The sequence below is a fragment of the Gemmatimonadaceae bacterium genome (assembly GCA_036496605.1).
In the GTDB taxonomy this organism is placed as follows: domain Bacteria; phylum Gemmatimonadota; class Gemmatimonadetes; order Gemmatimonadales; family Gemmatimonadaceae; genus AG2.
On record DASXKV010000044.1, the window covers coordinates 15,290 to 36,354 of the forward strand.

Consider the following 21,065-nt stretch of genomic DNA (forward strand, 5'->3'; position numbering starts at 1 on the left):
CGCGTCGAAAACACCGCGTCGAAAACACCGCGTCGAAACAAGCGTACGAAGAATGAAACGGGCGCTGCGCGCCCGATTTCCATATTTGCTGGCGTTCGGCGCCGTCTTCGACGCGCCTCTCTCGACGCGCCTCTCTCGACGCGCCTCTCTCGACGCGCCCCTCTCGACGCGCCCCTCTCGACGCGCCCCTCTCGACGCGCCCCTCTCGACGCGCCCCTCTCGACGCGCCTCTCTCGACGCGCCTCTCTCGGCGTGCCCCTCTCGACGCGCCCCTCTCGACGCGCCTTCCTCGACGCGCCTTTCTTCCCTAACCCAGCCTCTTCGCGACACTATCCCAGTTCACCACATTCCACCACGCCGCGACGTAGTCCGGCCGCTTGTTCTGGTACTTCAAGTAGTACGCATGCTCCCAGACATCGAGTCCGAGGATCGCTTTCTTCCCGTCCATGAGCGCGTTGTCCTGGTTTGGCGAGCTTGTGATCGAGAGCTTGCCATTGCCTTCGTCGATCAACCACGCCCATCCTGACCCGAAGCGACCTGCCGCAGCCGCGGCGAATTGCTCTTTGAATTTCGCGAACTCTCCGAACGAGCTCTTGATCGCATCGGCGATCCTTCCCTTCGGCTCGCCGCCCTTCTTCGGGCCCATGATCTCCCAGAACATCGAGTGGTTCCAGTGACCGCCGCCGTTGTTGCGCACTGCGGTGCGCACGGTCTCCGGCACGCTGTTGATGCCACGCATCAAATCCTCGAGTGATTTCCCCTCGAGCTGCGGCGCCTTCTCCAGCGCCGCATTGAGATTGTTCACATATGCCTGATGATGCTTGGTGTGATGGATCTCCATCGTCCGCGCATCGATGTGCGGCTCGAGGGCGTCGTACGCGTACGGCAGCGCGGGAAGCGTGAACGGCATTTCTGACTCTCCTTTCGTTCAGATATCCGAAACCGCTCGTGTCCCCGACGATCGCCTGCGACTGCGCAACCAGGCGATGATGCCTGGCAGAAACGAGAGGAAGATCACGGCGAGGATCACGAGCTCGATGTGGTCACTGATCCCCGGAATGTAGTGGCCCAAGAAATATCCGATGAACAACATCGACCAAATCCACGCCAGACCGCCGACGACATTGTAGATCGTGTACCGGCGGTATTGCATTTGCCCCATACCAGCCACAACGGGCACGAAGGTGCGAACAATGGGCATGAATCGCGCGAGGACGATCGTTTTTCCACCGTGTCGCTCATAGAACGCATGCGCGCGCTCGAGGTGCTTCCGATTGAACAACAGCGAATTCTCGCGCGTGAAGAGCTTCGGCCCAGTCAGCTTCCCGATGTAATAGCCAAGGCTGTTCCCGCCGATCGAAGCGACCGACAGCACCATTCCGAGAACGTAGACGTTGAGGTCAAATTGCTGAGTCTGCGACGCCAGCAAGCCCGCCGTCACCAGCAGCGAATCGCCGGGAAGGAAGAAGCCGACGAGAAGGCCCGTCTCAGCGAAGATGATGATCGTCAAACCGACGTAGCCTCCCCAAGCAACGAGTGCTCGGGGATCGCCCAGGCGGTGCAGAAAGTCGAGTATAGGCTGCATGCGGTGGTTTGCGGTGCGAGAACGGTGGGTGGGTGGTGAGCAAAGGAACTTCGACGACGCCGCGCGACGGGTCAACTCCGCCACGAACGGACACGCGGACGTCGCGTGCGTCGCCTCACGACGAGCGTGAGTGGTCCCAGGTTATCGAACGCGTCCTCCGGCTGCCGGTTCCTCCATCCGGATTCTGGTATCGCATCGGCATCACGGGGTCTGCGGAGCGTTGGCTCGAGATCGCCTTTGGCGTCGTGCTTTATGCACTCGCCGTCGGATGGGTCTGGTCCCTTTCGCATCTTCGGGCATTGGAGGCTGCGGACGGCGACACCACGGCTGCCAGCGCCGCGGCGCGCACCGCGGCCAACATTGCCAGCGCGTTGACGTCGGCCAATGCTCCCTCTACCGCTTACCTGACGGACGCGACGCTCAACGCACTCTTTGACCGCGCTCGAGGAGCGAGCGGCAAGCTCCGCGTCGCGATCGATACGTCGGCCGAGGGCGTGACGCCGGACTCGCTGCCCGCCGGTTCCGAGCTCCGGTACACCGCGAACGGCGACGTCTCTCAGGTTGATTCCGAGCCGCAGGGTGCCGGTGTCTGGAGCGTCGCGCTCGATATCGGGAATGCGATCCGCCCAATCACCGATTTCAGTGTCATCACCGAGCTTCCGTTCAGTGCGAAGAATGGGGGCCGCGTTGGTCTCTACTACCTCGGCACGTGGCCGGCAGAGCGCTCGCGCAGGAAGGTTGGTCCAGCAAAAGCGCCCACCAAGAGCTACTCGAATCCATCGGGCTTCATCGAGGTCACACCGCAGAACGAAGACACATATGTGTCGGAGCACTTCAGGCTGCGTGATTTTCTGACGCACGATCAACCGAACGTCTGGCCGAAGTATCTCGTGTTGCAACTCCGCATCGTCGACAAGCTCGAGCTCGTGTTGCAGGACCTTGCGGCGCACGGCGTCGACATCAGCGGTGTACGCGTCATGAGCGGATTTCGGACGCCTCAGTACAACGCGTCTGGTGGCAACCCGCAGGGACGAGCCGCGCTCAGCCGTCACATGTACGGCGACGCGTCGGACATCTACATCGACAGCAATCACGACGGCGTGATGGACGACCTCGACCATAACGGGCGCATCAATGTCAACGACGCGAAGGTAATCGAGGCCGCCGTGGATCGCGTCGATGCGGTACATCCGGAGCTCATAGGCGGGGCAGGGATCTATCCTGCCGGGCCCGGGCACGGACCTTTCATTCACATCGATACGCGCGGCTATCGGGCGCGCTGGATCGGAGGACCTGGAGGAGGCTGAGCCGTGGTGGAACACCGCAGAACGACCGACCTGGACGTCGAAGACGAACCGACCGCCGGCGTTGGTACAGAGGGAAACGGAAAGGCAACCGAACATCGCGACGAGGGGCCGATCATCGCGGGGATTCGCGCGACCGACATCGAGCCGTACACCGGACTGCGCTATCTCTCGAAGCTCTTTCGCTTCATGGCGATCATCGTGCTGCTGATCGCGATCGCGGAGATCGCGACGGGGCTGTACGCTCAGGGCGCGTCGGCGATTCCGACGTTGCTCGGAGAGATCAGTCGGCTCATCGTGATTGCCGGCGTCCTTTGGGGCACCGGTGATCTTGCGCATTTGCTCATCGACGTCGGTCACGACGTGCGCGCGGGGCGGGTGCTGCTCGCGCGGCAGACGTACCACATGACCAAAGAGCATTTGTTCGATCGGCCGATCTCGGTGGAGCGTCCCGTGGCGGTGGAGCGTGGGCGCAGCGAGAGCGCCTCGCCTCCGGGCGGTCCGCCGATCCCTTGACGATTTACACGATCGGACATTCGACGCGCTCGTTCGCCGACTTTCTTGCTTTGGTGGAGCGTTCGCGCATCGAACGTCTGGTCGACGTCAGGGCATTTCCGGGCTCGCGGCGGCATCCGCAGTTCAATCGTGACGCGCTTGCGCAGTCACTGCCCGAGCACGGGATGGAGTATCTGCACCGGCCAGCGTTAGGCGGCCGACGCCGTCCGCGTCCCGACGCGCCGCCATCAGCATGGCGCAACGAGGGCTTCCGTGGCTACGCAGACTACATGCGCACACTCGAATTCCATCGCGCGCTCGACGAGCTGATCAAGTGCGCGGCCGAACGCCGAACGGTGATCATGTGCTCGGAAGCGGTGCCGTGGCGCTGTCATCGATCGCTCATCAGTGACGCGCTCTATGCGCGTGGGGTGACCGTTGAGCACATTCTCGACAGCGGAACCTCGCCGCACGCGCTGACGAGCTTCGCCCTCGTGCGCGATGGTGAGGTGAGCTACCCGCCCACGGAGACGGATGGCCGGCAAGTGCTCGCGCTGGGCGATTCCTGACGTGCGCTCCCGCTGTCTGCTGGAGTTCGGTACGAGTGTTGCTCTCTCCGCCGCGTCGGAGGCAAGCAGCGTAGCTCGGGCCAATAACCACTTCGAGGATACCAGTCATGCTTTGGACACTGGCAGTCATTCTGCTCATCCTGTGGGCGCTCGGATTTCTGGCGTTTCACGTCGGCGGAAGTCTCATCCATCTCCTGCTCGTGATTGCCCTCATCGTGATCGTGTACCGCCTCGTGACTGGACGACGGCCCGTCGCCTGAGCGCGTAGCCCGCTGGACTTGCGTCGACCGGGAGGCCGCGGTGATCTTCGCCGCGGCCTCTTGTCTTGTGCGCCTCTGACCTCCGCCGCGTGTTCACTGCTCACGTCGTCGCTCATACACACTGGGACCGCGAGTGGTATCACCCATTCGTGCGTTTTCGTCAACGACTCGTTGCCCTGGTTGACGATTTGTTAGACGACCCACCTGGGCCTGATGAGAGTTTTCTGCTCGACGGGCAGGCCATCGTGGTCGAGGACTATCTCGACGTGCGCCCGGAGCGCGCCGCGGAGCTGGCGGCCTTGCTGCAGCGCGGCCGCCTCGAGGCCGGACCCTGGTATGTCCTCGCCGACGAGCTGATTCCCTCCGGCGAAGCGCTCGTTCGCAATCTCCTCCTCGGCCGGCGAGTGCTGCGTCGTCTTCGGGCGTCCCCACCGGCAGTGCTCTATTGTCCCGACTCCTTCGGTCACCCCGCGGCGCTTCCGCTCATCGCGTGTGGGTTTGGACTGCCGCTCGTCATCCTGTGGCGGGGCTACGGCGGCCGCCGCTGGCCGTCGGGCGACGCGGCGCTCTGGTCGGCTCCGGACGGTCAGCGCGTCCTGCTCTATCATCTCCCGCCTAACGGCTACGAGTACGGTTCGAATCTGCCAGCGGACGCGCCCGCGGCACGCGATCGCTGGCAGCGCATGCGCGCCACATTCCAGCCGCGTGCCGTAACTGACGTCGTGCTCGTGCCTAACGGCGCCGATCACCACGCGCGGCAGCTGAAACAGCGCGAGGCGGTGCGTGCGCTCGCGGGCCAGGCGCAGGCGACGGGCGACACGCTGCACGCGAGCTCCCTGAACGCGTTCGCCGACGAGATCCTCGCTCGCGCACGAACACGCGACCTCCCCGTCGTCTCAGGCGAGCTCCGTGACTCCTACGGCTACACGTGGACGCTCCAGGGCACCTTCGCCTCGCGCGCCGCGCAGAAGCGGCACAACGCTCGCGCCGAGCGACTCCTCCTTCGTGACGCCGAGCCGTGGTCGGCGCTGGCCAGACGACGCGACGGCACGTCGCGTCTGCCCCTTCTCGTTGCGGCCTGGCGGACGCTTCTTCAGTCGCATCCGCACGACACCCTCTGCGGATGCTCGATCGACCCCGTTGCCTATGCCATGAATCGGCGGCTCGAAGACGCGATGGTGCAGGGCATCGGCATTCGCGATGACGCTATCGCTCAACTCGTCGGCCACGATCCCGTTACGGCGCGAACGAGGGAGGAGGTATGGACACCGCTCGTCGTCGTGCGGAACCGTGCCGCGCGACGCCGCGGCGGCGTTGCGATCGTCGAGATCAAGCAGTTCCTCGCCGACATTCCGGTCGGACCGGGCTCCGCGTCGGCCGCCGTGCGCCGCGCTGCTCGTGTTGAGCACCCGAAACTTGGCGTCTCGCAGCTCCAGCGCCTCGGCCGGCGCATCGGCTACGACCAGCTCGAGTCCCCGCAGCATTACCCCGACAAGGATCTCGTCGCGGTCACCCGCGCTGCGGTGTGGGTCGAGGCCGTGCCCGGCTACGGCCTTTCCAGCTACCCGTTAGGCGGGCGCGCGACATCGCGTGGCGCGGGAACTCGGCCAGTCGTCGTAACCGATACGACAGTCGACAACGGCCTCGTCAGGCTCATGGTGTCGGCCGAAGGACGCGTATCGGTGCAGCACGCCGGGCGACGGATCGACGATCTGCTCATCATCGAAGACCGGATCGATCGCGGCGATCTCTACACGCCATCGATCCGCGGCACCGCGGCGCTCCCGGAATTCCTGGGTGTCACGACGACAATGCGAGGCCCGCTGATCGGTGAGTTGCGTCTGCGCTGGCGGCTTCGTGACATCGAAAGCTCTGCGCGCCGGCGGTCCGCAACGACGCTGGCCGTTCGCCTTTCGTTGACTGCCGAGGCCGCGTTGGTGCGATTGGCCGTCAGCGGAAACAACCATCGCCGAGATCACCGCCTCCGCGTAGGCCTCCGAACCGATATCTCGGCAGGCGATGTCTGGGCCGACGCTGCATTCGGACCACTGCCGCGTCTACCGCTCGAGGTGCCTGACGAGGATGCCCGCGACGAGACCCCGCCAGCCACCGCGCCGCTCCATCGATACGTGTCCCTGTTCAATGCCAGACGCGGTGCCACGCTCTTCAGCGATGGTCTCGCCGAGTACGAGGCGGCGTCGCGTGGAGAGCTGTTCATCACGCTTCTGCGTGCCGTCGGCGCGCTGTCGCGAAAGAATCTGCCGGAGCGCCCGGGGCATGCGGGCTGGCCCGCACCAACGCCAGGGGCCCAGTCGCTTGGCCCTTTCGCCGCGCGCTTCGCGCTCATGCTACATGGCTCGCGTACGCCGGAAACGATCGATGCGATCGAGCATGCGGCCGATGACGCTCTGCTGCCCCTCGAGGGACGCACGATCCGCTCGCCTCGAAACCTGCCGCTGGCATCGTTAGGTGTCGAGCTCCGGGGCGTCGGTCTCGCCTTTTCGACGCTCAAGGACTCCGAGGATGGCGAGTGGCTCGTGGCGCGCTGCGTGAACCTTCTCGACACCCCGGTCGACGGCGCATGGCGATTCGGCGTTCCGATCCGCGAGGCGTACACGGCACGCCTGGACGAAACCATCGGCGAGCCGTTGACGCTAACCGAGAACACCGTGCCGTTCAAAGCCGCGCCGCGCGCCGTCGTGACGATCCTCGTTCGTTAGGCGGCTACGCTCGATCGCGTAGCGTGACCCCGGCTTCGCCGGCGAGTCGATCACGCAAGCTGTCACCGAGCAGCGTACAGGCGAGCACGGTAACGATCAGGGCGAGCCCGGGCGCGATTGCTACCCAAGGCGCCGCGACGATCAGGTCGCGCCCGCCCGCGATCATGTTCCCCCAGCTCGGCTGGGGCGGCTGGATGCCCAGTCCAAGGAACGACAAGCCACTCTCGAGCAGGATGGCATTCCCGACGCCGAGCGTCGTGGCGACAATCGCCGGACCTAGCGCGTTAGGCAGCGCGTGACGCAACAATACGCGCCGCGGCCGCGCGCCGAGCGCCGTCGCCGCGTCGACGTACGGTTGCGCGCGAACGCCCAGCACCTCCCCGCGCACGAGGCGCGCGACGCCCATCCATCCCGTTGCAATGAGCACGACCACGACCGTCGCGAGCCCCGGCTGCCAGAGCGCCGCGCAGACGAGTAGCAAAACGAGACGGGGAATCGCGAGCAGGGCGTCCGCAATCGCCATCGACACGCTGTCGGCAGCGCCGCCGCGCCACGCCGCGATCGCGCCGACCAACGTGCCCACGAGCGCCGCCAACACCGAGCCCACGACGCCCACCGATAGCGACAACCGCCCCGCAAGCATCATCCGCACGAACAGATCCCGGCCGAAGCGATCGGTGCCGAGCAGGTGAAAGTCGCCACGGGCGTCGCTGGCGAGCGGAGGCACGAGTCGGAGAGACAGTACGTCGCCGATTGACAGAGGATCGCGTCGCGCGGCCAATGGAACGAAGAGCGCGCCTAACGCGAACAGCACCAGCGTGCCGAGGCACACACGCTCGAGCGTCGTGAGCGCCGGAAAGCGCCAGCTGCGTCCTGGTTCAGACGGCACGTCGTGGATCGAGCAGAGGGAGCGCGACGTCGGCGGCGAGATTCGCGAAAATCACGAGCGCCGCATACCACACCGTCGCGCCGAGCACCACGGGATAATCACGCGCCGCGATCGCTGTGACCATGAGGCGGCCCATTCCCGGCCACGCAAAAACACTCTCGACGAAGATCGAGCCGGCGACCACGCCGGGTAGCGACAGCGCGAAGAGCACGACCATCGCAGGGAGAATGTTGAAGAGCACGTGCCGGAGATACACTCGCCGTGGTGAGACCCCCTTCGCGCGTGCGGTACGTACCCAATCCTGCGCGAGAATGTCGGCGACGCTCGTGCGTGCGTACCGCGCAATGCCCGCGGCACCGATCGCGGCGAGAATCGTTAGGGGAAGAACGGCGTGGCGGCCGATGTCCAGCAGCCGCGCACCGCCGTGCAACTCCAGGCCCGGAGACTGCATCCCGAACGCGGGGAGGCGCATCGCGGGCGGGAAGCCCCAGGTCGCCGCGCCATATGTGAACACGGCCACGAGCGCGAGCGCCAACCAATAGCTCGGCGCCGCGTAGACCACGGTTGCCGTTACTGTGAGGACATGATCAACCGGACGACCACGCCGCGCCGCCTGCAGGATCCCGAGCGGGACGCCGACAATGAACGTGATGAAGAGGGCACTTCCGCCGAGGAAGAGCGAAATCGGCATCGCCTCGCGCAACTCGCGGCCAACGGGCCGGCGCGACGAAAAGCTCTCGCCGAGATTCCCGTGCAGCACGCCACTCATCCACCGTGCATATTGAACGACGATTGGACGATCGAGGCCGAGCTCAGAGCGCAATCGCGCGGCGTCCTGCGCCGTGGCGGTTGGCGGGACGAGTAGCAGCGCGGGATCGCCAGGTGCGACGCGAACCAGCACGAAGGTGATGGTGACGACGAGCCAGAGCAAAACGATCGCGCCGCCGAGCCGGCGGAGGAGTGGAGCGGTGCGCGCAATCCAATCGGGAATCACGCGTTGAAGATGTCGGAAGCGGCGCGCCGGTCAATTGCGCGAAGCGGCGCGATCGTCGTTCTCTTGGTCACAGGATGCGTTGCGGAGCGGCCGGCAAATACGGTCGTCTACGCGTCAGGCGCCGACCTCGAGAGCGGCAATCCACTCGTCACCGTGCATCCGCTGTCGCGGCAGGTGCAGCGATACATGCTCTTCGTGACGCTGGCGCGCTACGACAGCGCGTTGGCGCCGATCCCGTACGGCGCGCGCAGCTGGGAATGGTCGAAGGATCGTCGTGCGTTGACGCTACAACTCGTCAACGGCCTGCGCTGGCAGGATGGCGTCGTCACGACTTCACGTGACGTGGTCTTCACCGTCGACGCCGCTCGCGATCCGGCCACGGGCTACCCGCGGGCGGCGGACCTCGCCGCGATCGATTCCGCCGTGGCGCGGGACGATTCCACCGTCACGCTGCACTTCGCGCGCGAGCAGTTCGGCTTCCCGCTCGTGCTCTGTGAGCTGCCGATCCTTCCCGCGCATCTGCTCGCCCAGGTACCACGTCGTGAAATGCGTCGCGCGCCGTTCAATCTCGCGCCGGTGGGAAACGGTCCCTTCCGCTTTATCGATCGGCGCGCGGGCGATCATTGGACGTTCGCCCGCAACGCGGATTTTCCCGCCTCGCTCGGCGGTCCGCCGCACGTTGGCGGTGTCGTCATCGTCGTCGTCGACGAACCCACGACGAAGTTTGCCGGTTTGGCGAGCGGCGAGCTCGACGTCGCCGGCATCTCGCCCTCGGTGGCACCGCTCGTTAGGCGCGACCGATCACTTCGCGTTCTCGATTATCCTGTGCTCTTCAGCGTCGGTCTGGTCTTCAACGCCCATCGTCCGCCCTTCGACGACCTCCGCGTCCGACGCGCCATCGATTTGTCTCTCGACCGCGACCGCATCGTGCGCGCCGCACTCGCCGGCTACGGAACGCCGGCCTCCGGGCCGGTTCCACCGGACAACCCGCTCGCACGCCTCGCGGTAGCACAGATCGATATCAAGATGGCCGACTCCCTGCTCGATGCCGCTGGGTGGACGCGTCGCTCGGGCACATGGCGAACGCGCGGTGGACGTCCCTTCGTCGTCGATCTTCTCACGGTCGGTAGTGGAGACAATGCCCTCGAGCAGCTCGTGCAAGCCGACCTCGCGGGACGAGGGATTCGCGTCAACATCCGCCAGGTGGAGCTCGGGCGATTCCTCGCCGAGGCGCGCGCGCCGGAGAAGCAGTTCGACATGCTCGTTGCTGGTATTCCGGGCGATCTCTCGCTCTCATATGTCGGCGCGATGTTCGATTCTCGTCAGGCAGGCGGCGCTCTGGACTATGCGGGCTATCATACCCGCATGCTCGACTCGCTCTTTGCTGCCGTCCGCGACGCCAGATCGCCAACCGATGCGCGCGCTGCCTGGCTCTCGATCCAGATACAGCTCGCGCGCGACGTGCCCGTCGCGTGGATCTATCACTCGCGCGGCATTCAGGGCATCTCGGCGCGGCTTCACGATGTGCGGATGGATCTTCGCGGCGAACTGGCGACCATCGCGAGCTGGAGCATCGGAACGCCCGCTCGAGCTCTCGCCATCAAGCGATGACGCTTCTCGTACGCGATGACGCGCTCCGCGCCCGTTCCAGTGTCGCGAGTGCGGAGCTCGCGCCATTGGCAGACGGCTTGTCCGGGGAGCTCGCGCCCGTCCTCGCGCGAGACCTGTACATCCCTCGCGAGAAGGCGCTGCTCTCACGCGAAGGAGGACGCTGTCCGCGCGATGGTACCACCCTCGCCTTCGATCCGTTCTCGCCGCATCGTCATCGGTGTCCCCGTTGCGGCGAGATGTACACCGGCGTGCTTCACGATCGGTTCTGGGTTTTCTGGTATCAGCTCTGGCTCGCCGAGCGTGCCGTGCACGGCGCCGTCCTCGCCAACCTGCGCTGTGAAGAATCAGCTGGTGCGTTCGCCGCGCGTGTCCTCGATCGCTACGTCGATCAGTATTTGCTCTATCCCAACCGCGACAACGTCCTCGGTCCCACTCGGCCTTTCTTCAGCACGTACCTCGAATCGATTTGGCTGTTGAATCTCTGCATCGCTACCGACCTTCTCGAGCGGTGGCGTCCAGAGCACGTCTCCCTCGGCGCGCGCGTCCGCGAGCGGATCGTCGAGCCGAGCTCTGCGCTCATCGGCTCGTACGACGAAGGTGCCTCGAATCGACAAGTATGGAACGATGCCGCGCTCCTCGCGGCGAGTCGGTTGCTCGATCGCTCGGAGCTTGGCGAACGCGCGCTCTTCGGCCGGAGTGGAATCACCTACCATCTCGCCAATGGGCTGCTTGCCGACGGCACGTGGTACGAAGGGGAGAATTATCACCTCTTTGCACACCGGGGACTCTGGTATGGCGTCACGATCGCCGAGACAAACGACGTCGAGCTGCCGGGGGATCTCGTCGGCCGATTTCAAGAGGGCTTTGCGACGCCGTTACTGAGCGCGCTTCCCGACATGACGCTTCCGTCCAGGCGCGACTCGCAATACGCGATTTCGCTCCGACAACCTCGTTTCGCGGAACTGTGCGAGCTCGGCCTTGCTCGTGCGGCGGGCGACGGCGACTCGCGGCTGCGCGGCGCGCTCCGCCGGCTGTACATGGATGACGTACCGCGCCGTGAAACGGGTCGCGCGCAGTCGACGGCTGATGTCGAGCGCAACCTGCCCGGTACCCATCTCACTCGAGCCGATCTCGGTTGGCGTTCACTATTGTTCGCCCGGCCGACGCTGCCACCGCTTGATTCGTCTTCGTTAGGCAGCGTCCTCCTCGACGCACAGGGCCTGGCGGTCTTTCGACGTGCGAACGAGCGCGCGTACGTGGCGCTCGACTTCGGTGCATCGGGAGGAGGGCACGGACATCCCGATCGCCTCAACATGCTTCTGTCTGACGGGCCAACGCGATGGCTCGACGACATGGGGACGGGCTCGTACGTCGACCCGTCCCTGCATTGGTACCGCAGCACCCTCGCGCACAACGCGCCGCTATTCAACGGCTACCAGCAGCAACGTGTGGACGGCGAGCTCCTCGCGTTCGAAGAACAAGGCGATGCCGGCTGGGTCTGTGCGCGCGCGATCGACTTGTTCCCCGGCGTCGTGGCGATGCGCACGTTGATCGTGGCAGAGCACTACGTTCTCGACGAGTTGGCGTGGGAAGGTGACAAGCGCGGGGTGATGGATCTCCCGATTCATATCGATGCCGCGGCGGTCGCGATTCGTCGCTCCGCGCTCAACCCGCTTGCACGACTCTACGAGAATGTCGCGCAACTCGACGATACCCTCGGCGCTCTTGGCGAACAGCGCGGACGCGCGCTCGCTGCCCACACCACCATACGGATCACTGCTCGCGACGGCTTGCGCCGTCTCGAGGGATTTCTGATGGCGTCACGCCCCTCGATTCTGTACCGCGCCACGGCGCCTGGACCGCCAGGCAAGGGACGGACACCGTTTCTTCTGATTCGTATCCCGACCATCGGCGAGACCGCTTGGGTGCGTACGGTGTGGAGCTGGTCCGACGCCGTCGAGACGATTCGGCTCGACCCTCGCGGCGCATTTACGACAGTCGAGCTTCGCGACGGCTCGCACGACCGCTTAAGCCACACGATGGCGGGTTATCGCATCGATCGAATCGCCGAAGGTGCCACTCGCACCATTCAACTCGGCGGCCTCGCCAAGGCGGAGCCGGTCAATGGGCAGAGTGAATCCCATTCTGCGCCGCCGATTCTCGCCGAGCTAACTCTTGGGCAACCGATGGTGTTCGACCTCGCCGGTGACGACTACCGCCGATCGGAAGAAAGCTGGGACGAATCGGGCCGTCCGAGAGCGCAGGTCCGTCTCGTGTGTGAGCCTAACGAGTTGATGCTCGACGTTGCCGTGTACAAGACTGGAGAGCTGACCTTCGTTCCTGAGAATGCCGTCAATCCGTACGACAATGAACACCCCGACATCAACGGCGATGGCATGCAGCTGTATCTAGTAGACCAACGTGGCGCCGGCGGATGGATGTTCGTTCCCGAGCTCGACGCCGCGAAGAAGGGAAGGGTACGCGCACGAGTTATCGACGGGTCGGATTTACCACGGGTGCAGGCGAGCTGGCATCCCATCGAAGGCGGGTACGCGATTAGCATCCGGTTGCCCTTCCAGTCGGCGCAGAACCCGCTCTCGGAGATCGCAGTCGGCCTCGTCGTAAACGAGAAACCCGCTGGACGTGAGCGACGCCGCGGCCAGCTGGTCCTCGGCGGCGCGCGTGGCGAGTTTGTCTACCTCCGCGGTGACCGCGAGGAACACGATCGTCTTCCGCGTTTCCGAATCGTGAAATGAGAAATCTTTAACAAATTCCAGCCCCTCGTCCTTAGTCCCTTAGCCCTCTCGCCTGTCGTGCTTCTCGACGCCGTGGTCGTCGTTCTCTACGAGCCACAAAATCCGATCAACATCGCCGCCACCATTCGCGCGATGAAGAACATGGGCGTCTCCCGGCTCCGGCTCGTCCGGCCCGTGGAGTACGATCCGTATCGACTCGAAGGCATCGCCCACGCCACAAACGATCTCATCGAACGCATCGAGCGCTTCGATTCATTCGACGAAGCGGTCGCCGATTGTGTGCGCATCGTGGGCTTCACGGCGCGGCGACGCTCCGCGAAATGGCGTTTCATCGATCCGCGCGCGTCCGCCGAGGAGCTGCTCGAATCCGCCGCTGAGGGACCGGTGGCGATGGTCTTTGGTCGTGAGGATAGCGGACTCCCGAACGACATTCTCGATCGCATGCACGCGGCGGTGGTCATACCAACCACAGAGCATGCTTCGTTGAATTTGGCGCAAGCGGCGCTCCTCGGTCTCTACGAATTGCATCTCGCCGCCGGGGACGCCACGCGCTGGATTGCTCCGGCGAAGAAGCTCGCGCCGCCGCCGACCGCCGAACAGTTCGAGCGCGCCTATGCTGACATCGAGCGCGGCCTCGCCGCAATCGAATTCTTCAAAACGCGCAACGTCGAGCTGATTATGCGTTCGGTGCGTTCGTTGTTGTATCGCGCCAAGCCGGATGCCCGCGAGCTTTCGCTCGTGCGCGCGATGAGCATCGAGATCGTGCGCTTTCTCGAGCGCACGGGCCGGACTTGACTCCGCACTCGGTCGCGGCCTTTTTCCGCTCATGCCATTCCGTCGCTTCTTTGATCGCAGCCAGAAGCGTGAGTCACCTGTCGCCGACGAGACGTCCGTCGAAGAGACTGAGATCTCCGACGAGGACAGCGAGCCCGTGAACGAAGAAGCGGAGTTCGACGAGAGCGGGGAAGAAGTCGAAGGCGAACCCGAGGGCGCGAGCGACATCAATTGGCTGGAGCGCGCCGTTGCGGTGCTGCCCACCGGCGCATCCACTGGCAGTAAACGGCTCGAGGCGCTTTACGGCGACGCGTCCGCTGTCGGTCCAACGCACTACGTCCACGCAAGCGGCTGTCGACTCGTCGATTCATCGGGACAGACGTACATCGATTGCACGATGGCGCTCGGCGCCGTCGCACTCGGCTACGCCGACATGCGCGTTCAGGAAGCGGCGATGATGGCTGTTGGCACCGGCAACGTTGCCGGACTGTCCAGCATTCGAGAAGTGGAGATCGCCGAACGCCTGCAGGCGATAATTCCCTGTGCCGAGATGGTGCAGTTTCTCAAGAGTGGCGCGGAAGGTGTGTCGGCGGCTATTCGCATTGCTCGTACGTACACGGGCCGTGACGTCGTTGTCGGTAGCGGCTACTTCGGTTGGCACGACTGGTCGAGTGACGCTGCTGGTGTGCCGGCGGCGGTACGCGAGCAGTTTCGCTCGGTACCATTCGACGACATCGCTGCGCTCGAGCGCGCGGCGCGCGACGCCGGCACTCGGCTCGCCGCCATCGTCATCGAGCCCGTCATCGAGCGCCTGCCTTCGGACGCCTGGATCGCCGCCGCGCGCGAGCTCAGCAAGTCGTTAGGCGCGGTGCTCGTCTTCGATGAGATGAAGACTGGTTTTCGTCTTCGAACAGGCGGGTATCAGGCTCTGTCGGGAGTCACGCCAGATCTCGCCGTCTTCGGGAAGGCGCTCGCGAACGGATTTCCACTCGCGGCGGTCGTCGGTCATCGCGATGTCATGGAGGCGGCACGCCGCACCTGGATCTCTTCGACGCTTGCTGGCGAGAGCGTCGCGCTTGCCGCGGCCGGCGCCGTGCTCGACTGGCATGAGGGTGTCGAGGTGTGCGAGACGCTTGCGTCAACCGGTCATGCGATGCGCGAGGCCGTGAGCGCTGCCGTCATCGCCTCGGGGATTGCCGGCGTTTCGGTCGAGGGGCTCGATCCGATGTGGTTGCTGCATTTCGCGGATCGGCACCGTGAGACGAGGTTTCTCGAGATCGCTGCCACTCATGGCGTTCTCTTCAAGCGCGGTGCGTACAATTTTGCCGCCATGGCGCACGACGAGGAGACGATTACAGAAATCGAATCGGCGGCGAGCGCCGCGTTCGTCGAATTGCTCGAAGAAGAGCAGGGCGAGGCGTGAGCGCTCCGTTGGCGGGCACGGCGCCGCTCATCGATGCACACGCGCACTTCTATCACGCTGGAGCTGGTCGCAGCGATTGGTCCGACGTCAACGCCGCGCGCCTTCGCGCGGGTGACCGCATCGGAATTACCTATCACGTTGCGTCGGTGCTCGGCAGCTACGGCTTTTCGTCGCCGACCTATTTTCCTTCGCCGGCGGATGTGAGCGTCGGCAACGACGTCATGCTCGAGATTGCGTCTCGTGAGGCGAATCGCGTGCGAATGTACGTCACCGTCAATCCGAACGACACGGATCACGCCGTACGCGAGATCGAGCGTTGCGTCGCGCGTGGCGCAATCGGCATCAAGCTGCTCGCGAGTCGTCGCGCCGACGACCCCTTGCTCGATCCCATCGCCGAGATTGCCGCTGAGCGCGGCTTGCCCGTGTTGCATCACATCTGGCAGCATCGCCGGCGCGAGTGGCCGTCGCAGGAGATCTCCGACGGTGCCGACCTCGCGCGCCTCGCGCTGCGGCACCCGCGCGCCAATTTTATCCTCGCGCACATCGGTGGCGGCGGCGACTACGCGCACACATTTCCGGCAATCGTCGAAGTGCCTAACGTCTTTCCCGATCTGTCGGGGAGCGGCGTCGACCGCGGGATGCTCGATGATGCCCTGACCGTGCTCGGCGCATCGCGGCTCTTGTGGGGATGCGACCTAACGATGGAGACCGGACTCGCGAAGCTGCGCGCCCTCGAAGCCATCGGCCTCGGCGACGACGCGCTCGCCGACATTCGGTGGCGGAACGCAGTACGCCTCTTTCCCAGGGGCTCATTTCCACGCGCTGAAACCGCCATGCCATCGCGCAACGCGCAACGCTCGACACTCAGCGCGAGATGATCGACGTCAACACGTTCGTCGGCAGCTATCCGTTTCGCCACCTCCCACACCCTGATCCGGCAGCGCTCCTTCGCGTGGTCGAGCGCGAGAAGATCGAGGCGGCGTGGGTCGGCCATCTTCCGTCGGCGTTCTACCGCGATCCCACGCCGGGAAATCGCGAGCTGCTTTCGCTCCTTGCGCCCAACAAGCGCGTACTGCAACCCGTGCCGACGGTGCGTCCGGATTGGCCGCGATGGGAGAACGAGCTGCGCATTGCGCACGATGCTGGCGCACCCGCAGTGCGCGCGTATCCGCCGCAGTGGGGACTCGGACCGAACGATGCCTCGATGCGCGAGCTTGCAATCGCGACGGGTGAGCTCGGCATGTCGCTGGTACTCACGGTTCGCTTCGAAGATCTCCGTCAGCGCAACGCTCTCGACGTCGCCGGGGATCTCAGCGCCGCGGCGATACGTGCGCTCGCACGCGCGGGCGAACGCGTACGACTCGTGATCACGGCGGCGGGACGCGACATGATTGAGGAAGTGCATTGGGGCCTCACGCCGCACGAGCAGGAGCGCGTGCTGTGGGACATCTCGTGGATCTGGGGCCCGCCCGAGGATCAACTGGCGAAGCTGTTCCGTTCTGTTGGCTCACGCCGCTTTGTCTTCGGCACGCAGTGGCCGCTTCGCCTCGTGCAGAATCCGCGCGCGAATCTCGATCTGTTGCCCGACGATGTACGTGACATGCAGCTCGGACGCGTCGAGCGCGGAGCCTGAGCGTGGACCGCAACCGATTCCCATTCGCTCTGTGCGTCACGTGCTGCGCTCCACGCACGACACTTGCGCACGCATCCGTGCCCGTTCAGATTTCCCGGCCAGTCAAGCCTTGTGAATTTGTTCACAAATTACGACCGCTGGCTTTAGACAACTTGCTAGATACTCCATCGCGATGACGAAGCGAAGGAAGTGGACCGCGATTCCCGGGCTCATCGCCCTCGCCACCGCTGCAGTTGTTCTCTCCGCGTACAGCGGTGCCTCTTCATCGCAAGGCAGTCAGCCGCAACAGCCGATCAACTTCCCGCACACCGTGCACGTGCAGAAGCTCGGCATGAATTGCCTCTACTGCCACTACACGGCGAACAAATCTCCTGATCCCGGACTGCCCGCCGTCAGCACGTGCATGGGCTGTCACCTGATCATCGGCGCGCAGCGACCCGCGATCGCCGGCGTTCACCCGGCGTACAAGAGCACCGAGATCGAGAAGCTCGTGAACTACTACAAGGGTGGTGCAGGCGTACCGATCCCGTGGAAGCGCATCCACAAGGTGCCCGAGTACGTGCACTTCCCGCACATGCGTCACGTCAACGCCGGCGTCACCTGCCAGACCTGTCATGGCCAGATCCAGGGCATGACGCGAGTCTTTCAGTACTCCTCCCTCAACATGGGATGGTGCGTGAGCTGTCACGTGAACGGCTACTCGCCAGAGGAAGGCCGCGTTGCGGCCGGGTACGCGCCGGCCGACAGTAACGTCGTGACGCCTGCCGGTGCGCCGCAGCAGCCCGCAACAGCGACGACTGCGCCATCAGCAAATGCTCAACAACCGGCGTCCCCGTTCCAAGCCGTCGGTGTGGGACGCCAACCGGCGACGAACGCCGCCGGCCGCAAGATCGCCCGATACGATTGCGCGAACTGCCACTACTGATGCCGGACGCCGACAACTCCAAAACCGCCGGCGTTCGCCGCCGCGAGTTTCTCAAGGTCCTCGGGGCGAGCGGGGCCGTCGCCGCTGCCGTCGGCTGCGCCCCAGAAGACGTTGGAAAGCTCATTCCCTATGTCGTCTCGCCTGACGACACCGTTCCGGGCGTCTCGACATACTACGCCACGACCTGCCGTGAGTGCTCGGCGGCGTGTGGCGTCATCGCCGAGACGCGTGACGGACGCGCGATCAAGCTCGAGGGGAATCCGGAGCATCCGCTGAATCGCGGTGGATTGTGCGCACGTGGCCAGGCGGCGCTGCAGGGCCTGTACAATCCGGACCGTTTCCGCGGTCCGATGATCAAGCAGGGGAATACGTGGAAGCCCGCGCAATGGGAGGATGCCCTCAATCTCGTTTCGCAACACCTAACGAGTGCACGAGGCGCAGCGGCCAATGCCGTCTTCATCAATCAGCACGAGACGGGGAGCTTCCCGGCATTTCTCGATCAGTGGTTGGCCGCGTACGGCATGCGGCCGCATCTCAGCATCGACCTCGAGGCTGATCACGCGGCGATAGACGCGAATCATCGCGCATACAACATCGCCTGGCCGCGACTGAATTTCGCCGACGCGAAGTTCATCCTCTCCATCGGCGCCGACTTTCTCGAGGGCTGGGGTGCTTCCGTGCCGCAGCAACTCGACTTCGCCGACGCACGCGCGAAGCTCGAGAACGCGCCGCGCTTCGTCTACGTTGGACCCCGCCGCTCGCTCACCGGTCTCAATGCCGATCAGTGGATTCCGTGCGCACCGGGCGCCGAGCTCGCGATCGTGAACTTCCTCGCCGACCGCGGCGCAGCACCGCCGCAGGATCAGACCGGCGTCGCTCCCGCGGTTCTCGAACAGCTTCGCACGGAGCTGACGTCGGCCAAGCCGAGCATCGTGCTCTCCGGGGTCACTACCGACAATGCGGGCGACGTCGCGGCAACCGTCGCCGCGCTCAATCAATCGCTCGGCAATGTCGGGACGACGATTCGCGCGGCCGATCCCATCGTCGCCTTCGATGGGATGGCGACACCCGCCGAATTGCTCGATGCGGTCGAGCGCATGCGTGCCGGCCAGGTGCCAATCGTCTTCGTTCGTGGCGTGAACCCGGCGCACGGACTTCCAAAGTCGCTCAATTTCGCGGATGCCTTCGGCAAGGTGCCGTTCAGGGTCAGCTTCTCGAGCTACCCAGACGAAACCACCGAGCTGTGCGACGTCGTGCTCCCGGATTTCCATTCGCTCGAGTCCTGGGGCGACGCGCAGCCGGTGCGCGCCACGATCGGCCTCCAGCAGCCGACGATGGATCCGGTCTTCGCGAACACCCGGGCGACCGGTGACGTGCTCATTGCACTCGCGAAGAAGGATCAGGCGGCGGCGCCTCGCCTAACGATGAAGGACTATCGGTCCTGGTTGTTCGGACGACTTCCCGGCGGCGAGCAGGCCGTGACGGCCGCACTCACTCGCGGCGTCATGGCTGGCAACCTTGCTCCGCGGCCAGCGGCAGCGACCACCGTGACTCCGCGGCGCGTGCCGACGCTCTCCACGACCACGGGGGATTATTTCCTCGTCGTGTATCCGTCGCCGGCGCTCGGCCACGGTCGCGGCACGAACAAACCATGGCTCGTCGAGCTTCCTGACCCCGTCACGAAGATCACCTGGGGTTCGTGGGTCGAGCTCCATCCGGAGACGGCGGCGCGGCTCGGAATCGACCGCGGCGACATCGTCGAGATCCGCGCTGGCAGTGGGACCGTGCGGGCGCCGGCCGTGCCATACCTCGGCGTTCGGCCGGATGTCGTCGCGATTGCCACCGGCTACGGTCATCGCGCCGCGACGTCGCTCCCGATGTACGACAACAAACATCGAAGCGAGAATCCGCTGCAATGGGGCTACGGTCGTTATGCGCGTGACCTTGGCGTCAATGCGCTCGATCTGTTGCCGGCGGGTACCAACGGTGCCGGCGGCCTGACTCTCACGGCGACGAAAGTCACGATCTCGCGCGTCGGTGATCAGGTGAAACTCGCGAGCACCGAAGGTTCGGCGCGACAACACGGCCGTGGCATCGCGCAGGCGGTCAACGCCGAGGACCTTGCGCGCGGGATTCGCGAGCCCGGGGAGAAAGAGGAAGCGATCGAGGGCGACGCGAGCCACGCATTCCTTCCGGGACTGCGCTCACCGGTCGCCGCCGACGCGCAAGGCATTCTCGGTGCGCCGACGGATCCGAATCAGGGAAAGAACAAGGGCTTGTACGATCCCACGCACCCGACGCACATGGCGTCGCGTCGTTGGGCGATGACGGTCGATCTCGCGCGGTGCACCGGTTGCTCGGCGTGCGTGACGGCGTGCTACGCCGAAAACAACATCCCGACGGTCGGTGCGCCCTGGCAGAACGCGACGCTCTTCGCGAGCCCGACTCCTGGATTCAACATTACGCGTGGGCGCGAGATGGCCTGGATTCGCCTCGAGCGCTACTTCGAGGGCAATCCCGACGGGCGATTTGGCGAGGAGTTCGAGACGCGCTTCGTGCCGATGATGTGTCAGCATTGTGGTAACGCGCCGTGCGAGCCCGTCTGCCCGGTCTACGCGACGTATCACTCGCCGGACGGGCTGAACGTCCAGGTCTACAATCGCTGCGTCGGCACGCGCTATTGCTCGAACAACTGTCCGTACAAGGTTCGATACTTCAACTGGTTTGGTTACGGCGAGCCCGATCGCAAGCAGTTCGCGTTCCCCGAGCCGCTCAACTGGCAGTTGAATCCGGATGTCACGGTCCGCGGCAAGGGCGTGATGGAGAAGTGCTCGTTCTGCGTGCAGCGCATTCGCGAGGCCGAGAACCGCGCCGCGCTCGAGCATCGCGAGCTCGTGCCTGACGAGTTCACGACCGCCTGCGCGGCCGCGTGTCCGTCGCGCGCGATCACCTTCGGTGACGCCGCCGATCCGCAATGGACGGTGGCACAGCTCGCGCAGGATCGCCGCGCGTACCACGTGTTCGAGGAGCTCAACACCTTCACGGCTGTGGTCTACTTGAAGAAAGTCACTCATATCGCGGGGCCGACGGCGCAACCGTCGCCGCCCGCGACGCGCTGAGGAGAATC

17 protein-coding genes are annotated in these 21,065 nt (G+C 64.9%); 13 read left to right on the plus strand and 4 right to left on the minus strand.

Annotated elements, in window-relative coordinates; genetic code table 11:
• Nucleotides 1–307: 307 nt before the first annotated feature.
• Together VGH98_17140 and VGH98_17145 are read right to left on the minus strand one after the other, a co-directional pair.
• On the minus strand, nt 308–910 hold the full coding sequence (locus VGH98_17140; GenBank protein ID HEY2377702.1) for a superoxide dismutase: 603 nt from the start codon (nt 908–910) through the stop codon (nt 308–310).
• A gap of 18 nt (nt 911–928) precedes the next feature.
• A complete protein-coding gene (locus tag VGH98_17145; GenBank protein ID HEY2377703.1) occupies nt 929–1,585 on the minus strand; it encodes a VTT domain-containing protein in 657 nt (218 codons plus the stop codon).
• Between the two features lie 35 nt (nt 1,586–1,620).
• On the opposite strand from VGH98_17145, the gene VGH98_17150 reads away from it, so the two are divergent.
• The 5 genes from VGH98_17150 (at nt 1,621) to VGH98_17170 (ending at nt 6,933) form a co-directional block, all read left to right on the plus strand.
• Nucleotides 1,621–2,892 carry a hypothetical protein gene (locus tag VGH98_17150; protein HEY2377704.1) on the plus strand — a complete coding sequence of 424 codons (1,272 nt, stop codon included), beginning with the start codon at nt 1,621–1,623 and terminating at the stop codon, nt 2,890–2,892.
• A gap of 3 nt (nt 2,893–2,895) precedes the next feature.
• On the plus strand, nt 2,896–3,405 hold the full coding sequence (locus tag VGH98_17155; GenBank protein HEY2377705.1) for a hypothetical protein: 510 nt from the start codon (nt 2,896–2,898) through the stop codon (nt 3,403–3,405).
• Nucleotides 3,402–3,953 carry a DUF488 domain-containing protein gene (locus VGH98_17160; GenBank protein ID HEY2377706.1) on the plus strand — a complete coding sequence of 184 codons (552 nt, stop codon included), beginning with the start codon at nt 3,402–3,404 and terminating at the stop codon, nt 3,951–3,953. The genes VGH98_17155 and VGH98_17160 overlap by 4 nt, the downstream gene beginning before the upstream one ends.
• A gap of 107 nt (nt 3,954–4,060) precedes the next feature.
• A complete protein-coding gene (locus VGH98_17165) occupies nt 4,061–4,213 on the plus strand; it encodes a lmo0937 family membrane protein (GenBank protein HEY2377707.1) in 153 nt (50 codons plus the stop codon).
• A gap of 89 nt (nt 4,214–4,302) precedes the next feature.
• Nucleotides 4,303–6,933 carry a glycosyl hydrolase-related protein gene (locus VGH98_17170; protein ID HEY2377708.1) on the plus strand — a complete coding sequence of 877 codons (2,631 nt, stop codon included), beginning with the start codon at nt 4,303–4,305 and terminating at the stop codon, nt 6,931–6,933.
• 4 nt (nt 6,934–6,937) lie between these two features.
• On the opposite strand, the gene VGH98_17175 is transcribed toward VGH98_17170, so the two are convergent.
• Nucleotides 6,938–7,822 (minus strand): ABC transporter permease, encoded by an 885-nt coding sequence (locus tag VGH98_17175; protein ID HEY2377709.1) that lies wholly within the window; start codon nt 7,820–7,822, stop codon nt 6,938–6,940.
• Entirely contained in the window at nt 7,812–8,816 is a 1,005-nt protein-coding gene (locus tag VGH98_17180) for an ABC transporter permease (GenBank protein ID HEY2377710.1), read from the minus strand. The genes VGH98_17175 and VGH98_17180 overlap by 11 nt, the downstream gene beginning before the upstream one ends.
• 9 nt (nt 8,817–8,825) lie before the next feature.
• On the opposite strand from VGH98_17180, the gene VGH98_17185 reads away from it, so the two are divergent.
• The 8 genes from VGH98_17185 to VGH98_17220 all read left to right on the plus strand — a co-directional run bounded on the left by VGH98_17185 (nt 8,826) and on the right by VGH98_17220 (nt 21,057).
• Nucleotides 8,826–10,427, plus strand: coding sequence for a peptide ABC transporter substrate-binding protein (locus VGH98_17185; GenBank protein HEY2377711.1), 1,602 nt, complete (start codon nt 8,826–8,828; stop codon nt 10,425–10,427).
• Entirely contained in the window at nt 10,424–13,183 is a 2,760-nt protein-coding gene (locus tag VGH98_17190) for a heparinase II/III family protein (GenBank protein ID HEY2377712.1), read from the plus strand. The genes VGH98_17185 and VGH98_17190 overlap by 4 nt, the downstream gene beginning before the upstream one ends.
• Nucleotides 13,184–13,240: 57 nt before the next feature.
• Nucleotides 13,241–13,978, plus strand: a complete 738-nt coding sequence (locus VGH98_17195; GenBank protein HEY2377713.1) for a TrmH family RNA methyltransferase — start codon at nt 13,241–13,243, stop codon at nt 13,976–13,978.
• 31 nt (nt 13,979–14,009) lie between these two features.
• Nucleotides 14,010–15,380, plus strand: a complete 1,371-nt coding sequence (locus VGH98_17200) for an aminotransferase class III-fold pyridoxal phosphate-dependent enzyme (protein HEY2377714.1) — start codon at nt 14,010–14,012, stop codon at nt 15,378–15,380.
• The gene (locus VGH98_17205) at nt 15,377–16,258 is read left to right on the plus strand and encodes an amidohydrolase family protein (GenBank protein ID HEY2377715.1); all 882 of its coding nucleotides are present in this window, start codon (nt 15,377–15,379) and stop codon (nt 16,256–16,258) included. The genes VGH98_17200 and VGH98_17205 overlap by 4 nt, the downstream gene beginning before the upstream one ends.
• The gene (locus VGH98_17210) at nt 16,255–17,013 is read left to right on the plus strand and encodes a hypothetical protein (protein ID HEY2377716.1); all 759 of its coding nucleotides are present in this window, start codon (nt 16,255–16,257) and stop codon (nt 17,011–17,013) included. Before VGH98_17205 ends, VGH98_17210 begins: the two co-directional genes overlap by 4 nt.
• Before the next feature lie 172 nt (nt 17,014–17,185).
• Entirely contained in the window at nt 17,186–17,938 is a 753-nt protein-coding gene (locus tag VGH98_17215) for a cytochrome c3 family protein (GenBank protein HEY2377717.1), read from the plus strand.
• On the plus strand, nt 17,938–21,057 hold the full coding sequence (locus VGH98_17220) for a 4Fe-4S dicluster domain-containing protein (GenBank protein ID HEY2377718.1): 3,120 nt from the start codon (nt 17,938–17,940) through the stop codon (nt 21,055–21,057). The genes VGH98_17215 and VGH98_17220 overlap by 1 nt, the downstream gene beginning before the upstream one ends.
• Nucleotides 21,058–21,065 lie beyond the last annotated feature (8 nt).